This is a genomic window from Neobacillus pocheonensis, from assembly GCF_050477905.1.
Taxonomy (GTDB): Bacteria; Bacillota; Bacilli; order Bacillales; family Cytobacillaceae; genus Neobacillus; species Neobacillus pocheonensis_A.
In genome coordinates, this window is record NZ_JBCNAD010000032.1 from 88,944 (window position 1) to 106,125 (window position 17,182).

At 40.2% G+C, this 17,182-nt stretch carries 15 protein-coding genes; 12 read left to right on the top strand and 3 right to left on the bottom strand.

The window, feature by feature from the left end; genetic code table 11:
• Nucleotides 1-320: 320 nt before the first annotated feature.
• Nucleotides 321-1,238, bottom strand: a complete 918-nt coding sequence (locus ABES02_RS17760) for a nuclease-related domain-containing protein (RefSeq protein ID WP_430137684.1) — start codon at nt 1,236-1,238, stop codon at nt 321-323.
• Nucleotides 1,239-1,478: 240 nt separating this feature from the next.
• Between ABES02_RS17760 and ABES02_RS17765 the strand changes: the two genes are divergently transcribed.
• Together ABES02_RS17765 and ABES02_RS17770 are read left to right on the top strand one after the other, a co-directional pair.
• Entirely contained in the window at nt 1,479-2,405 is a 927-nt protein-coding gene (locus tag ABES02_RS17765) for an ABC transporter ATP-binding protein (protein WP_430137687.1), read from the top strand.
• A complete protein-coding gene (locus ABES02_RS17770; protein ID WP_430137690.1) occupies nt 2,398-3,348 on the top strand; it encodes an ABC transporter permease in 951 nt (316 codons plus the stop codon). The genes ABES02_RS17765 and ABES02_RS17770 overlap by 8 nt, the downstream gene beginning before the upstream one ends.
• A 37-nt stretch (nt 3,349-3,385) precedes the next feature.
• On the opposite strand, the gene ABES02_RS17775 is transcribed toward ABES02_RS17770, so the two are convergent.
• Nucleotides 3,386-4,654 (bottom strand): replication-associated recombination protein A, encoded by a 1,269-nt coding sequence (locus ABES02_RS17775; protein WP_430137692.1) that lies wholly within the window; start codon nt 4,652-4,654, stop codon nt 3,386-3,388.
• Between the two features lie 151 nt (nt 4,655-4,805).
• On the opposite strand from ABES02_RS17775, the gene cymR reads away from it, so the two are divergent.
• The 5 genes from cymR (at nt 4,806) to recD2 (ending at nt 10,760) form a co-directional block, all read left to right on the top strand.
• Complete coding sequence (cymR, locus tag ABES02_RS17780) at nt 4,806-5,228, top strand: cysteine metabolism transcriptional regulator CymR (RefSeq protein ID WP_430137695.1); 423 nt, start codon at nt 4,806-4,808, stop codon at nt 5,226-5,228.
• A 46-nt stretch (nt 5,229-5,274) separates the two neighbouring features.
• Nucleotides 5,275-6,417, top strand: a complete 1,143-nt coding sequence (locus ABES02_RS17785; protein ID WP_430137697.1) for a cysteine desulfurase family protein — start codon at nt 5,275-5,277, stop codon at nt 6,415-6,417.
• A gap of 41 nt (nt 6,418-6,458) precedes the next feature.
• Nucleotides 6,459-7,577: a tRNA 2-thiouridine(34) synthase MnmA gene (gene mnmA, locus ABES02_RS17790; protein ID WP_430137700.1), complete on the top strand. Its 1,119-nt coding sequence runs from the start codon at nt 6,459-6,461 to the stop codon at nt 7,575-7,577.
• An 82-nt stretch (nt 7,578-7,659) separates the two neighbouring features.
• On the top strand, nt 7,660-8,313 hold the full coding sequence (locus ABES02_RS17795) for a tetratricopeptide repeat protein (RefSeq protein ID WP_430137880.1): 654 nt from the start codon (nt 7,660-7,662) through the stop codon (nt 8,311-8,313).
• A gap of 32 nt (nt 8,314-8,345) precedes the next feature.
• Complete coding sequence (gene recD2 / locus ABES02_RS17800) at nt 8,346-10,760, top strand: SF1B family DNA helicase RecD2 (RefSeq protein WP_430137703.1); 2,415 nt, start codon at nt 8,346-8,348, stop codon at nt 10,758-10,760.
• A gap of 231 nt (nt 10,761-10,991) precedes the next feature.
• Here recD2 and ABES02_RS17805 read toward each other — a convergent pair whose 3' ends face one another.
• Complete coding sequence (locus ABES02_RS17805) at nt 10,992-12,002, bottom strand: LysM peptidoglycan-binding domain-containing protein (RefSeq protein WP_430137705.1); 1,011 nt, start codon at nt 12,000-12,002, stop codon at nt 10,992-10,994.
• Between the two features lie 180 nt (nt 12,003-12,182).
• Here ABES02_RS17805 and ABES02_RS17810 point away from each other — a divergent pair, with 180 nt between their 5' ends.
• From ABES02_RS17810 to alaS, 5 genes are all read left to right on the top strand, one after another.
• Complete coding sequence (locus ABES02_RS17810; RefSeq protein ID WP_430137708.1) at nt 12,183-12,659, top strand: PRC-barrel domain-containing protein; 477 nt, start codon at nt 12,183-12,185, stop codon at nt 12,657-12,659.
• Between the two features lie 11 nt (nt 12,660-12,670).
• Entirely contained in the window at nt 12,671-12,862 is a 192-nt protein-coding gene (locus tag ABES02_RS17815) for a hypothetical protein (RefSeq protein ID WP_430137711.1), read from the top strand.
• Nucleotides 12,863-12,878: 16 nt separating this feature from the next.
• Entirely contained in the window at nt 12,879-13,013 is a 135-nt protein-coding gene (locus tag ABES02_RS17820) for a YrzQ family protein (protein WP_430137714.1), read from the top strand.
• Between the two features lie 80 nt (nt 13,014-13,093).
• Nucleotides 13,094-14,173, top strand: coding sequence for an AI-2E family transporter (locus ABES02_RS17825; RefSeq protein WP_430137716.1), 1,080 nt, complete (start codon nt 13,094-13,096; stop codon nt 14,171-14,173).
• 339 nt (nt 14,174-14,512) lie between these two features.
• Nucleotides 14,513-17,149, top strand: coding sequence for an alanine--tRNA ligase (gene alaS / locus ABES02_RS17830; RefSeq protein ID WP_430137719.1), 2,637 nt, complete (start codon nt 14,513-14,515; stop codon nt 17,147-17,149).
• Nucleotides 17,150-17,182: the final 33 nt, after the last annotated feature.

The following is a 17,182-nucleotide window of genomic DNA, read 5'->3' on the forward strand; positions in this document are numbered from 1 at the left end:
GGTTCGGGGTTTTTTCTGCGACCCTTTCTGGAATGTAGAGTTGAAATTGCTAACATAAATAGGTCTACGTGACCGAAAGTGTTAAGAGAAGGAGATTAGGGTAACGTAGAAGAGGTCTACGTGACCGAAAGTGTTAAGAGAAGGAGATTAGGGTAACGTAGAAAAGGTCTACGTGACCGAAAGTGTTAAGAGAAGGAGATTAGGGTTACGTAGAAAAGGTCTACGTGACCTAACGTGGTAACAGAAGGAGATTAAGTTAACGTAGAAAAGGTCACTTAGCTAAGAAGCTAAGTGACCAAAATAATAATTATTACATAATTTCATTCATAATAAAACCAACGCCCATACCCTATTACCTTCATATTTTTAGTTAATATCCTCCGAATCATCTTCCTAGACCCAATAACCCCACACCATTCATGCACCAGATTCGTCGTAATTTTCAAATCGGGAAAAAGAAGTTTAATCTCTTCGACGCTCCTTATAACTCCAATAACTACATCTTCTTCGCACCCACATTTTCCACACACCAATTTACCGCCATTATCAAAATACATAAAAGAAAAACAAGTGGAACAGAGGACTCCTTTTTTCAGCGGTCTAAATTGATATTGAATTGTTCTGCTATATGGAGTTTCAGTAAGATGCATTGAGATTAATTGGTCCGCAAGCTTTCTATGTTTGCCACTTAGTCTTGACGGGATCTGGTTAAATTTTTTTATAAAGTTATCAAGCTGAGTTGGAAAAATTATGGGTTTGTCTAATGGAGCTTGATACAAGGTGAATTTGGGGTTAACAAAGGGGACATAACCATCAATAGGAACATGAAATCCAAGGTTTTTGAGTAATGGTCCTAGTAGTAATTTGATGCGTTTTAATTGAACCAAAGGATTCTGAATTTCTTCCTTTTTCATCGTATAGAAACCGTCTGATTCCGAATTCGAATCGAAATAATAATCACCCTCAAAGTTTTTTATCTCAAAAGGGTAAATCGTTTCTTGAGAAATAATTAGTGTATCAATTTGGAAAAAAGAGTTGTTATTCGGAAGGCACAAATCATTTATAACAAATTTGTCGCTTTGGAGATTTACAGTTAATTGATCAAACATCACCTCCCCTTGGTAGCCTTTTTCAAGCTTCCAATAGTGCATACGCTCATCTGGTGACAATGACATTCGTGAATTTAATGATCGAAGAATTTTCAATTCCATGGACGGTGTACGGGGCTTTAATAACATGCTCCACTTCCTCTCAAGTCTGATATCTACTCAATTGTAAAAAATAATTATGTTGATTTATTAAAAATAAATGAATATTTCGTTAACAATTTTCAGTCTCTAGCCCTAGACCGCATTCAATCCTCAGCCGTTTTAAGCCAGCCGCGCCCTCGAAGTATAATGATTTTTAAAGGCACAGCCCTTTGAACAGGAAAATTTTTCAACAATAATGTAAACTAAGTTGGGGAAGGGGAGAAAAGTGTGGAAACTATAGTTGAATTAAAAGATGTCACTAAAGTAATTAAAGGCAGAACCATCATTGATCATATTAGCTTCCAAGTAAATAAAGGGGAGGTCTTCGGGTTTCTTGGCCCAAATGGAGCCGGTAAAACGACGACCATTCGGATGATTGTTGGTTTGATGGGAATTACCTCTGGGGACATTATGATAGGTGGGGCTAGCATCAAAACTGAGTTTGAAGCTGCGGTTAGACATGTTGGTGCAATCGTTGAAAATCCGGAAATGTATAAATTCTTAACTGGCAATCAAAACCTGGTTCATTATGCTCGAATGACTAAAGGAATCACCAAAGAAAAAATTGCTGAAACAGTGGAGCTTGTCGGTTTAACAAACCGCATCCACGATAAAGTAAAAACCTATTCACTCGGTATGCGGCAGCGGTTGGGATTAGCACAGTGTCTATTGCATGACCCGCAAGTATTAATCCTCGATGAACCTACAAATGGCTTGGACCCGGCAGGTATCAGAGAAATCCGCGACTATGTCCGCCAATTAGCAAGAGAAAAAAATATGGCCGTTATTGTTTCGAGTCACCTACTTTCGGAAATGGAAATGATGTGCGATCGAATTGGGATCATTCAAAACGGTAAACTGATTGATGTGCAATTAGTGCAAGAATTTGTTCAAAGCACAGGTGTGAGTTATGAACTGGAAGTAGTGCCAAGCGACAAGGCATTAGCCCTCATAAAATCCAGCCTGCCAAACACACAGGCAACCCGATCAAGGAATGGCATTTCCGTTGAACTTTCAAAGGAAGATATTCCTAACCTAATTAAAATGTTAGTTAATGAGGAAATCCAAGTATTTGGGATAAAAGAAGTGGCAAAAACATTAGAGGATCGCTTCCTGGAAGTTACCAAAGAAAAGGAGGCTGCAACCCATGCTTAATTTAATCAAGAATGAATGGATGAAGATTTTTAAACGGCCCGGAACTTATGTCATGATAGCCATCTTGATTGCTGTCACCATCATTGTCGGTATCTTTTTTAAATACCAGGATACTAACAGCCAAGTGACTGTCGATAAAAATTGGGAGCAATCCTTACAGCAAGAAAATGATGCTTTAAAGAAACAGATGGTTCAAAGTCAGACGAGTCTAGAAAAGAAGTTTTTTAAAAAAGAAATTGCCCTCAATGATTATCGAATTAAGCATCATCTTAATCCACATGAAAAGTATAATATTTGGTCATTTGTGGAGAATGCCTCTGAGCTAATTATATTAGCGGGATTATTTACGATCATCGTTTCTGCAGGGATAGTGGCCAGTGAATTTAACTGGGGGACAATCAAGCTGCTCCTAATAAGACCGATTAATCGGGCGAAAATACTGACTTCCAAATATGTAACTGTATTAATTTTTGCATTGTTTATGATTGCGATTTTGTTTGTTTTCTCCATGGCGCTGGGAGCGGTTCTATTTGGGATGCCAGATCAAGCGGTACCGTATTTGAATTATAATAATGGGCATGTGACCGAGCAAAATATTGTCGTTTATTTATTAATCTATTATGGTTTAAGCTCTATCAAAATGATAATGCTCGTGACCATGGCTTTCATGATTTCATCCGTTTTCCGTAATAGTTCGCTAGCAATCGGATTATCGCTATTCTTATTATTCACTGGCGATCAATTCACAGACTTACTGTCCATGAAATTTTCTTGGGCGAAATACATCTTATTTGCTAATACCGACTTAATGCAATATTTCGAAGGCTCACCAAAAGTGGAAGGGATGACGCTATCCTTCTCTATCTTAATGCTCCTTCTCTATTTTGTAGTTTTCCAATTCTTTGCCTTCATCGTCTTCAAAAAACGGGATGTTGCAGCATAACAAAACCAAAGCAGGCACCATTTCAGATGGTGCCTGCTTATTTTCGTATGAGTTTTTCATATACGATTGCTAGTGCTTGTTCAAATTTACCTGTTTTCTTGGGCTGGTAGTACTTTTTATTTACCAATCTATTCGGTAAATACTGCTGCGGAACCCAGCCATTTTCAAAGTCATGGGGATACTTGTAGTCAATTCCTCTGCCAAGCTCTTTTGCCCCTTTGTAATGGGCATCGCGCAAGTGGTCTGGCACTTCACCAACGATACCTTTTCGAATATCTTCAAGGGCAGACCCAATCGCCAAAACAGCGGAGTTTGATTTAGGCGACAAGCACAGTTCAATCACCGCATTTGCCAAAGGAATCCGTGCCTCTGGAAAACCAATTCTTTCTGCAGTTTCAATCGCTGCCAAAGTACGGGCTCCGGCTTGCGGATTCGCAAGTCCTACGTCTTCGTAGGCAATCACAATTAAGCGCCGGCTTATGCTTACCAGATCTCCTGCCTCAATTAATCTCCCAAGATAGTGTAGGGCCGCATTAACGTCACTACCCCGAATTGATTTCTGAAAAGCTGACAGGACATCATAGTGCTCATCCCCATCTTTATCCGCCACTAAGCTTTTCTTTTGTAAACATTCTTCGGCGGAGGCTACATCAATATGAATGTTTTCATCCGCATCCTTATCTGTGGAAAGCACCGCTAATTCTAGTGCGTTTAACGAGCTTCGTACATCTCCGCCCGAGGCTTGGGCAAAATGGAGCAGTGCCTCATCCGAAACAACTACTTTTAATCTCCCGAAGCCACGCTCTTCATCGTCTAGCGCTCTTCTCAAAGCTTGTTTAATTTCATCTGGAGTTAAAGGCTTAAGTTCAAATATCTGACAGCGACTGCGAATCGCCGGATTAATCGCAAAATAAGGATTACTAGTTGTTGCTCCAATTAACGTGATCATACCGTTTTCCAAGTAAGGTAATAAAAAATCCTGTTTACCTTTATCTAAACGATGGACTTCATCCAGAAGAAGGATTACTTTCCCGGACATTTTCGCTTCTGCTGCGACAATTTCCATGTCTTTTTTATTATTTGTAACGGCATTCAATGTTCGAAAAGCATACCTCGTACTACCGGCAATGGCGCTAGCTATTGAGGTTTTGCCGATTCCAGGGGGGCCGTATAAAATCATCGATGTCAACTGTTTTGCTTTCACCATTCTCGCAATAATTTTTCCATCACCAACCAGATGCTGCTGACCGACTACTTCCTCTATTGTCCTAGGACGCATCCGAAATGCTAAAGGTTTTTGCTGCATGTTCATCTCTCCAACCTAAGAAATCACTATCCTTACAATACCATTTTCTGTTCGAAAAGCATATTAAAGAAGAATATGATATAATTCTAATGCCTATCAATTTACTAAGGATAATGTGAATATAGATATTTAAATATAGGGGTGCTAATAAATGAAAATTTCAACAAAGGGACGTTATGGTTTAACCATTATGATTGAGCTTGCTAAAAAACACGGAGAGGGACCAACTTCATTAAAAACTATCGCCCAGGCAAATGAGCTTTCAGAACATTATTTAGAACAGCTAATTGCTCCATTAAGAAACGCTGGACTCGTTAAGAGCATCAGAGGTGCTTATGGCGGTTATATTTTATCAGATATTCCTTCAAAAATTACCGCTGGCGATGTCATTCGTGTCCTTGAAGGACCAATTACACCTGTAGAAGGCATTGAAGATGAAGAACCAGCCAAGCGCGAACTATGGATTCGAATTCGCGATGCCATTAAGGACGTTTTAGATAATACAACACTTGAAGATCTAGCTAGCCACAGCGAAGATCAAGAACCAGAAGAAGGTTATATGTTTTACATTTAATGTGAAAGGTAATACTACAGAATTATTTTGATTGAAGGTGTTTTTTATGGAACGAATCTATCTCGACCATGCCGCGACATCGCCTATGCATCCGAAAGTGATTGAAAAAATGCTCGAAGTCATGAATGCTACTTTCGGAAATCCTTCCAGCATTCATTCATTTGGCAGGGAAGCCCGTCATTATATTGATTTAGCACGAGCTGCGTTAGCTGGTAGCATCGGGGCAAAGGAAAACGAGATTATATTTACAAGCGGGGGCACGGAAGCTGATAATATGGCATTATTCAGTGTTGCCGAAAGTTATCAGGATAATGGGAAGCACATTATCACCACTCAAATTGAACATCACGCTGTTCTTCATACTTGTAAAAAACTGGAAAAAATGGGCTTTGAAGTTACTTTTTTACCTGTTGATGAAAAAGGGCGGATTTCGATAGATGCTCTCCAATCGGCATTAAGAGATGACACAATCCTAGTTTCTATTATGTATGGAAATAACGAAGTAGGGACAATTCAGCCAATTAAAGAAATTGGACAACTTTTAAAAAATCATCAAGCCAAATTCCATACGGATGCTGTCCAAGCATATGGTGTGGAACAATTGGATGTTAATGAAAGTTCAATTGACTTACTATCGGTTTCCGCACATAAAATAAATGGCCCAAAAGGAATGGGCTTTCTATACGCAAGGTCAGATATAAAAATTTCGCCCCGGATATTTGGAGGGGAGCAAGAACGGAAACGCCGCGCTGGAACCGAAAACGTTGCTTCTATAGCAGGATTTCATGAAGCAGTCGAAATCGCATCTGAAGACCGCGCCGCCAAACGAGAAAAGTTTGTTGGTTTAAAGAATGCTCTTTTGCAACAGCTTCAGGAATTAGGTGTCGAGTTTGAGGTAAACGGATTGCTTGAAAATTCCCTGCCTCATGTATTAAACTTAAGCTTTCCAGGGACAACTGTGGAAGCGTTGCTTGTGAATCTCGATTTAGCAGGAATTGCTGTATCAAGCGGTTCAGCCTGCACGGCAGGTTCAATCGAGCCTTCCCATGTCCTTGTAGCCATGTTTGGCAAGCAATCAGAGCGATTAATCAATTCCATCCGTTTCAGTTTTGGCTTTACTACGACAACTGAAGAAGTGATAAAGGCGGCTGAAGAAACGGCTAAGGTTGTTTCGCGTCTGAAAAGATAAATTAGATAACAAGCTTAAAGAGTAAAGAGAGGTGAAAAGAAATGGAAGCAAAGGATCCAAAGAACATAAGGGTCGTGGTTGGAATGTCTGGAGGCGTTGACTCCTCAGTAGCAGCGCTTTTATTAAAACAGCAAGGCTATGATGTAATCGGCATCTTTATGAAAAACTGGGATGATACCGATGATAATGGTGTCTGCACAGCGACAGAAGACTATAATGATGTCATTCGTGTCTGCAATCAAATCGGCATTCCCTATTATGCCGTTAATTTTGAAAAGCAATATTGGGACAAGGTTTTTACTTACTTCCTTGAGGAATATAAGGCTGGCAGAACTCCTAATCCAGACGTGATGTGTAATAAAGAAATCAAATTTAAAGCTTTCCTTGAGCATGCGATGAAACTAGGGGCTGACTATTTAGCGACTGGACATTATGCCCGGGTTGAGTTCCGCGATGGTGAATACAAAATGCTCCGCGGTCTTGACGAAAACAAGGACCAAACCTATTTCCTAAACCAATTGTCGCAGGAACAGCTAAGTAAAGTGATGTTCCCAATTGGCAATCTTGAAAAAGCACGAGTTAGGGAAATTGCGAAAGAAGCAAACCTAGCTACTGCCACGAAAAAGGATAGCACTGGGATCTGTTTCATCGGGGAACGCAATTTTAAAGAATTTTTAGGTCAATATTTACCGGCCCAGCCTGGAAATATGGAAACATTTGATGGTGTGGTTAAAGGCAAGCATGAAGGTCTGATGTATCATACAATTGGCCAGCGTCATGGGCTTGGCATCGGTGGTTCTGGTGATCCATGGTTTGCAGTCGGTAAGGATTTAAAAAGAAATGTCCTATATGTGGGACAAGGTTTTCATAATGATAAGCTATACTCAGATTCGATTATCGCAACAAGTATCAGTTGGGTGTCAAATCAAGCAAAGCCAACCGAGTTCGAATGTACAGCCAAATTCCGTTACCGTCAGGAAGATAATAAGGTAACAGTTCGCCTCTTGGAAGACGGTCGGGCAGAGGTTATTTTTCATGAACCAATCCGCGCCATTACACCAGGACAGGCAGTTGTTTTCTATAACGGTGATGAATGTCTTGGCGGCGGAACGATTGACGAAGTGTATAAAAATGGTGAGCGTCTAACTTATGTTGGCTAAAAAGTGACCCTGATTCCTGTTCTGGAGTCAGGGGTTTTTTATGGAATATGGTATACTTTCATTTAGAATGGAGTGGAATGGAATGGATAAAAACCAATTAGGTGTACAGCACATGCAGGAAGGAAATTGGGAAGAGGCGGCAAAGGCATTTCATGCTGCCATTGAAGAAAACCCGAACGATCCTGTTGCGTATATTAATTTTGGCAATGTATTATCTGCCGTCGGCGATGATGAAAAAGCGCTGAATTTTTACCAAAAAGCATTGGAAATCGATGAAAATGCAGCAGCAGCTTACTATAGTATCGGAAATTTACTCTTCAGTAAGGACCTACTCAATGAAGCTAAAAATATGTTTGAGACCGCAATGAAAAAAGGACTCCAATCAAGCGATAATTACTTTATGTTAGGATTAACACTTGTTAACTTAGATCAAGGGAAATTTGCCCTTCCCTATTTGCAAAGAAGCGTTGAACTTAATGAAAATGATGCCGAAGCACGTTTTCAATATGGACTATGTTTAGCTCAGTTGGAACTCATTGATGAGTCGATGGTTCAATTTGAAAAATGTATCCAATTAGACCCGAATCATTCAGATGCTTATTATAATTTAGGGGTTTCCTACGCTTTTAAGGAAAATGGCGCAAAAGCATTAGAAATGTTTCAAAAAGCATTGGAGATCCAACCCGACCATATGCTTGCAGGGCATGCTAAAAAATTAATCGAAAATAATCAATAACGTCTACTATTCTTTTGAAAGGAGGGAGCAAATTGGAAAAACAAAACTCGCTTGATTTATTTGCCGAACAGGGGAAGTTTGTTAAAGGCAGGCCGATCGTCACAATTTTTCACAATGAACAGAATCTCTACACAGTTTTAAGAATTCGTGTAGACGAAACCAATGATCAGTATGATGATAAAGAAGCCGTCATAACCGGTTACTTTCCCAAAATTCATGAACAGGAAACCTATGTTTTCTACGGTGAGTTTAAAGATCATCCCAAGTTTGGGATGCAATTTCAAACCAATCATTTTCGGAAGGATATGCCTCAGTCAAAACAAGGGGTGATCGCTTATTTATCCGGTGAAATGTTTAAAGGGATAGGGAAAAAAACGGCAGAAAATATTGTGGAAACGTTAGGGGAAAACGCGATTTCCCAAATTCTTAATCAGCCGTCACTTTTGGATACCGTTCCCAAGCTCCCTCCTGAAAAGGCGAAGCTCCTTTACGACACATTAATGGAGCATCAAGGACTTGAACAGGTTATGGTCGCTTTAAATCAATATGGCTTTGGGCCGCAGCTGTCGATGCGGATTTATCAGGTGTATAAAGAAGAAACCTTAAATACCATTCAAAAGAATCCTTATCAGCTTGTTGAGGATATTGAAGGAATTGGTTTTGGCCGTGCAGATGAACTTGGCTACCAATTAGGGATTTCAGGGAGTCATCCCGACCGAATTAAAGCCGCTTGCCTTTATATACTGGAAAACGAATGTATGCAAACAGGGCATGTTTTTATGTATGCAGAGGACTTGCTGGAACGTGTAAAGTCTCTACTAGAAGACAACAAACGAGATCAAATTGATTATTTGAATATATCCAACGAGGTCATTAAGCTAGAAGAAGAAGGAAAAATAATTGGGGAAGAAAAACGAGTTTATTTACCCTCTTTATTTTTTGCTGAAAAAGGTCTTGTAACAAGTATCAATCGTATTTTAAAACAAACAGAGTACAAAGAACAATTTCCTGAATCGGAGTTTTTGCTCGCCTTAGGAAGCTTGGAGGAACGTATTGGGGTACAATATGCGCCCACTCAAAAAGAGGGGATTCAAACAGCATTAATGTCGCCGATGCTGATTTTAACCGGGGGGCCTGGAACAGGGAAAACGACTGTCATAAAAGGAATTGTCGAGCTTTATGCGGAATTGCATGGCTGTTCATTGGAACTTAAGGATTACCATAAAAAAGATGAGCCTTTTCCTTTTTTGCTTGCCGCACCGACAGGCAGAGCGGCCAAAAGGATGAGCGAATCGACAGGACTTCCAGCGGTGACGATTCATAGGCTTTTAGGCTTTAACGGTTCAGAAGGTTTTGACCGTGATGAAAACAGTCCCCTTGAAGGGAAAATCCTGATTGTTGACGAGACCTCCATGCTCGATATTTGGCTTGCGAATCAATTGTTTAAGGCGCTTCCGGAGAATATTCAGGTTATCCTTGTAGGGGATGAGGATCAGCTGCCGTCTGTAGGCCCAGGACAGGTATTGAAAGACCTGCTGCAATCGCAGCGGATTCCAACCGTTCGATTAACCGATATTTACCGTCAGGCAGAAGGTTCGTCAATTATCGAACTTGCCCATGATATTAAAAAGGGATACCTGCCTGCTGATGTAACGGCCAAGAAAGCTGATCGTTCGTTTATTAGATGTTCAACAGCCCAGATTTCACAGGTTGTCGAAAAGGTCGCGGTCAATGCAAAAAATAAAGGCTACACTGCAAAAGATATTCAGGTATTAGCCCCGATGTACCGAGGACCGGCAGGAATCGATCGGTTAAATGTTTTGCTCCAAGAAATTTTTAATCCGAACCCGGATGGCACCCGCAAGGAAATTGCATTTGGTGATGTGAAGTACCGAATTGGTGACAAGGTGCTTCAGCTCGTTAATCAACCGGAAAGCAATGTTTTCAATGGGGATATTGGTGAAATTATCTCGATTATCTATGCAAAAGAAAACACTGAAAAACAAGATATGATTTATATTACCTTTGAAGGAAATGAAGTGGAATATACTAGGCAGGATTTATCGCAAATCACTCATGCTTATTGTTGTTCGGTACATAAATCCCAAGGAAGTGAGTTTCCTATTGTCATCCTTCCGATTACACGAAGCTATTACCGGATGCTGCAGCGAAATTTAATCTATACAGCCATCACGAGAAGCAAACAATCCTTGATTCTATGCGGGGAAGAGGAAGCATTAAGGATGGGTATTGAACGAGCCGATGAATCCAAAAGGCAAACGACTTTATGTGAAAAGCTTCGGGATTCCATTCCCTCTCTAGAATCTAAATCTGTACAAATAGAATCTAGCGACGAATTGTCGTTTGAAGAAGAATTAATGTTGGTAAATCCGATGGTAGGAATGGAAAATGTGTCACCTTACGATTTTATGGAGAAAATTACATAAATAAAAGGCTGTTTTAAAGGTAAATGTTGATAATTTAACTCTGTAGATTGGAGCGGAAGGCACGAAGACTCCTGCGGGAGTACGGGGCAGGGGAGACCCCGCAGGAGCGAAGCGACGAGGAGGCTCCCCGGCACGCCCGCGGAAAGCGAAGTGCCTGGAGCGGAAATCAACAGCCAAGTTAAACACAGCCAATTAAAAAGAGCTGTCACGAAAAACAGCTCTTTTTACGTTTTATTGCATCGATGCTCTAATTTCTTGCATTTTTCTTATCACTAAAGGATAAAAATTTGTCTTTGCACTTGTTGTGGAATTACCGCCAAAAAAACCAGTTCCCGGACAAGTTTTAACATTATGTCCTGGACTATCTAATACTCTTTCCCCGGTAGTCATATCCCACCAATGATGATACGTGATACTATCAATGGAAGGCGTTAGCCCGAATTTCATATTAAGCAAGGCCGCAACAGTAACAATCGTTTCCTTTTGTGCCTCCGTCATGACATCATTACCCTTATCGAAATTCCCCAAATTTTCAATCGCTAACGAATCTGCTTCAATCTTTTCACGTAGTGATGGGTTGCTAAAAGCAAAAGAACCTTCAGGAGCCATATTTATAGGCCTGCCAAGCACTAATTTTCCATCCGGAAACGTAGTGATGTGCTGGCTGATTGTTTTCCATTTCATTTGAGTAACATGATACTCCTCCATGCCCTTCATCAAAGTAAAATAATTCGAACCGTTAAAGTTTTTGTAGGAAGGTTGGTAGGTGTGATGTTCTTGGATTTTGTTTATTTTTCTAGTAAACCGATTGTTAAATAACCAGCTTCTAAATTCATCCCTCGTCATAAGAATGTACTGGCCTTGCATAGGTAGTCTTTTAGGAGGAATCTTTAATATTTGCCCAATATAAATTATATCTGATGATAGTCCGTTGTTTTTTTTTATTTGATCAACCGAAGAACTATAGGCTACTGCAATCTTCCAAAGTGTATCCCCTGGATGAACTGAATACAGGGTCGGAACAAACAATTTCTGACCAACTAACAGCGAATTGGTTTGTAGTCCATTTGCTGCTATAAGATCATCTACAGAAGACCCGTATTTATTTGCAATTTTCCATAATGTATCCCCAGATTTTACAGCGTAAATATTGCTATTGTTGTTGCTCGCAGCAAGAGAAGGAGATCCATTCAGTAACCATAATAGAATCAAACTACATACAACCACAAAGTTTTTTTTCATTTTCCGATTCCTTTCATTGTCATATGCACTATTTCTTATAATATTTGTAAATAGGCAATTAAATAATCCTGAAGAAGTTTTGATTCATTATTTTGGAAGCTACAATGGAAAACGTTACTGCTAATGATTATATGGTTTCTGACTGAAACTAAAAATGTTCGAACGGAGGTGGGACACTCTTTGCGGACATTTTCATTATTGAAAGGACAGCCAGTTTTTGAGACAAAAAAGGGTACAAGAATTGGCGAGGTCCATGACCTATGCATTTCCAGCAGTGGCAAAGTGAACGGTCTGTTAGTTAAGAAAGGCGTTCTCTTCAAACAATTCCTTTTTCTAGATATACAAAAAGTGGCTTCCTTTGGCTGCGATGGGGTTATGATTGAAGATGCTGAGTGTTTGGAAAAGTTAAATGAGAGTCCAGATTATACGCTTACCCATCAGCATTCATTAGACGGAATGATGATGCTTTCTAGGAGCGGGGAATCGCTTGGAATGTTAAAAGATGTATATTTTCAGGAAGAATTGGGCACAATCGTAGGGTACGAAATCACGGATGGCTTCTTTTCGGAAATTACGGAAGGGAAACAAGTTATTCAATCCGGGGAGCCCTTAGCGATCGGAAAGGATGCCATTATCGTAGATGTAAAACATACGTGAGGTGTCTTTTCATGTTTAAGTGTCCCAATTGTCAAAGCAAGGATATCGGCAAAATTGGTATCAACCAATATTATTGCTGGAATTGTTTTATTGAACTTTCCCTTAACAAAGGTATAATCAACACCCATCAAGTTGAAGAAGACGGTTCCTTAAGTTCACTGGATGATTTGTTTGAGGAAGAAGAACGCCGTTATACAATCTAACTAAGAGGTGAGACGTATGAATAAAATGATGACGTCGATGATTGCCTTTGGTGCTGGCATGGCAGCATATAATATTGCACAAAGAAATAATATGATGTCTGCCCGCAATATGAAAAGAATGCAACGTAAAGTTAAACGAGCGATCTTTTAAACTCAAGTCCCCCTAATTTTAGGGGGATTTTGCATATTCCAAAGGTATGTCTCTAACAATAAACCAAAGGAGGCGAGGGCGTGGACATTCGAATGAAATGGTTTTACCGAATCGGATTTTTGCTCCTTTTGTTAATTGCCATTTATGTTTTCCTTAAAATCAGCTTTGTATGGCTGCCAATAGTTAAAATGCTTGCTATGATTGTTTTCCCCTTTGTCATAGCAGGGTTTATCACTTATTTACTGCATCCCATAGTTGAAAAGTTACATGAAAAAGGTCTGCACAGAGGGCTTGCCATTATCATCATTTATGTAATTTTTTTTGGAGGGGTTGGCTTTGTACTTTATAAAGGAATTCCAGTTATCATTGAGCAATTAAAGGATCTATCTGAAAGTGCCCCAGCCTTTGCCGAACAATACCGCGGTTGGGTCAGCCATTTACAATCTCACACGAGAGCATGGCCCGATGGTCTGCAATCTAGAATAAATGATGGAATTGATGCTATCGAAAAAAAGGTGGACTCCCTTCTAACCATTATCGTGAACATACTAATGAATTTTTTAAATTCAGCTTTAATCATGATGATTATTCCGTTCATCGCCTTTTATATGTTAAAGGATTACCCTTTAATAAAACGAGTGGCCTGGTATCTTACTCCCAAAAAATGGCGTAAGAAAGGAACAAGTTTTCTTAAGGATGTTGATGAATCTCTTGGCAGCTATATTAGAGGGCAGCTTTTGGTCTGCGTCATTATTGGGAGTATTTCGGCGCTTTTATTTTGGATGTTTCATTTAAAATACCCTTTGTTATTAGGGCTAATTGTTGGTGCAACAAATGTAATCCCTTACTTTGGACCGATTATTGGGGCAGTACCGGCAGTCATCATTGCCGCAACGATATCCGTTAAGTTAGTCATCATCACACTAGTAATTGTTTTCGGTCTGCAATTTCTTGAAGGGAATATTCTATCCCCATATATTGTCGGAAAAAGCTTACATATGCATCCATTATTAATTATGTTTGCGTTAACCGCTGGAGGAGATGTCGGCGGGATACTAGGACTGATACTAGCAGTTCCGGTCCTGGTTGTTCTAAAAGTAGCGATTATTCATGCTAAAAATCATTTTATCCAGCGAGAATCACCAGAATCATCATCATAAGAAATTGACAAACGTTTTCTTGGTAGATATAATTCGAAATATAAAATATGTAGAAGAACATGTTGAAGGATCAAGTATGTTATAGACCATCTGTACCGCAATATGCGCTGAAGAGAGGAGCTTCCATGGCTGAAAGGAGCTCTAGGTGAAGGATGACAGAAAGCTAGTCCCGAGTGCAGCTAACCACTGCCGTTTTAGCCGCGTTAAGGCTTTATTGAGAGATGAGTACGATTTTTTGTATTCATAATCAGGGTGGTACCGCGAGGCATGCTCTCGTCCCTGCTATAGGGATGAGGGCTTTTTTGTATTCTTTTTTAGATAAAAATGGAGGTCTGTATCATGAAAAATTTAACTGGATCACAAATCCGCCAAATGTTTTTAGACTTTTTTAGCAAAGAAAAAGGTCATCATATTGAACCAAGTGCGTCCCTTGTGCCACATGATGATCCGTCATTATTGTGGATTAACAGCGGTGTCGCAACCTTAAAGAAATATTTCGATGGCCGTGTTGTGCCGGATAATCCAAGAATAACCAATGCACAAAAATCAATCCGGACAAACGATATTGAAAATGTCGGCAAAACAGCACGCCACCATACCTTTTTTGAAATGCTTGGCAATTTTTCCATCGGTGAATATTTTAAAAAGGAAGCCATCGAATGGGCATGGGAGTTTTTAACCTCTGAAAAATGGATTGGCTGGAACCCTGAACTTCTTTCCGTTACCATCCACCCTGAAGATCATGAAGCATTTGAAATTTGGAATAAAACGATTGGAATTCCAGAGGAACGCATCATTCGCCTCGAGGGTAATTTCTGGGATATCGGTGAAGGCCCGAGTGGTCCCAATACAGAAATTTTCTATGATCGTGGTCCAGAATATGGTAATGATCCAAGCGATCCTGAGTTATACCCAGGGGGTGAAAATGAACGCTATTTGGAAGTCTGGAATCTCGTATTTTCACAATTTAACCATAATCCCGATGGCAGTTATACACCGCTGCCAAAGAAAAACATTGATACTGGAATGGGATTAGAGCGGATGGCATCCGTTGTTCAAAATGTTCCAACCAACTTTGATACCGATTTATTTATCCCAATCATTCGTGCTACAGAGCAAATTTCTGGTGATAAATACGGGGAAGACAAAGAGCGTGACGTTGCATTCAAAGTTATTGCTGACCATATCCGTACGGTTGCGTTTGCGATTGGGGACGGGGCATTACCTTCAAATGAAGGTCGCGGCTATGTACTAAGACGTTTACTACGCCGGGCAGTTCGCTATGCTAAGCAGATTAATATCAATCGACCATTTATGTTTGAGTTAGTGCCTGTTGTTGGTGAAATCATGCAGGATTTTTATCCGGAAGTAAAAGACAAGGAAGAATTTATTCAAAAAGTGATTAAAAACGAGGAAGAGCGTTTCCATGAAACACTTCATGAAGGCTTAGCGATTTTAGCGAGTGTCATCAAAAAGGAAAAAGCTAAAGGCAGCGATACCATCAGTGGTGAAGACATATTCCGTTTGTATGACACATACGGCTTCCCTGTAGAATTAACAGAAGAATATGCTGAAGAAGAGGGCATGCAGGTTGATCATCCTGGATTCGAAGTTGAAATGGAACAGCAGCGTGAACGTGCACGTGCAGCCCGTCATGACGTTGATTCCATGCAGGTTCAAGGCGGAGTGCTTCGGGATGTTACCGTGGAAAGTAAGTTTATTGGATATGATAATCTCACAACTGGCTCCACCGTTTTAGCCCTTCTAAAAAATGGTGAATTAATTGATGAGGCCTTGGCTGGAGAAGAAGTTCAGCTTATCCTTGATGTGACCCCTTTCTATGCTGAAAGCGGCGGACAAATCGCCGACCGTGGATTGATTGAAGGAGAAGGCGTCAGCGTTTTTGTTAAAGATGTTCAAAAAGCTCCAAATGGACAAAACCTTCATCAAGTGGTGGTAAAATCAGGAACATTGAAGACGAATGCTCAAGTTACCGCTACTGTTGATAGTGATAATCGCGTAAAAGTTATTAAAAACCATACGGCTACGCACTTGCTGCATCAGGCATTGAAAGATGTTCTTGGCGAGCATGTTAACCAAGCTGGATCCCTTGTTGAACCTGACCGTCTCCGTTTTGATTTTTCGCATTTTGGCCAAATTAAGCCAGAAGAACTCGAGCAAATTGAAAAAATCGTGAACGAAAAAGTCTGGAGCAATATCGAAGTGGATATCAGTTTGAAACCAATTGCCGAAGCAAAAGCAATGGGAGCAATGGCCCTATTCGGTGAAAAATATGGTGATATTGTCCGTGTTGTAAAAGTAGGCGATTATAGCCTCGAGCTTTGCGGTGGCTGTCATGTTCCGAACACATCTGTTATTGGCTTATTTAAAATTGTTTCTGAAGGCGGAATTGGCGCTGGTACTAGACGGATTGAGGCTGTTACTGGTGAATCAGCGTATAAAGCTTTAAATGAACAAGTTGGGCTTTTAAAAGAAGCAGCTGAAAAGCTTAAAACGAATCCGAAAGATATCGCGGCTCGTATTGAAGGATTAATGGCAGAAATCAAACAGCTTCAGCGTGAAAATGAATCCTTAGCAGCAAAGCTAGGAAATATAGAAGCTGGTAACCTCGTTTCCAATGTAAAAGAAATTGACGGAGTAAAGGTTTTAGCCGCTAAAGTGCAAGCTGCCGATATGAACAATTTAAGAAATATGGCCGATGATCTAAAGCAAAAACTTGGTTCAGCAATAATTGTACTTGGTAGTGCCCATGAAGGAAAAGTTAATTTAATAGCAGCGGTTACTAAGGATTTAATTGAAAAAGGCTTTCATGCCGGCAAGTTAATCAAAGAAGTCGCTTCTAGATGCGGTGGCGGCGGCGGTGGTCGTCCTGACATGGCACAAGCTGGAGGAAAAGACCCTGAAAAACTTGAATCTGCATTACAATTCGTTGTTGAATGGGTGAAATCCATTTGATAATGGGACAAAGTAGTGTAAAATGTAGGTAAC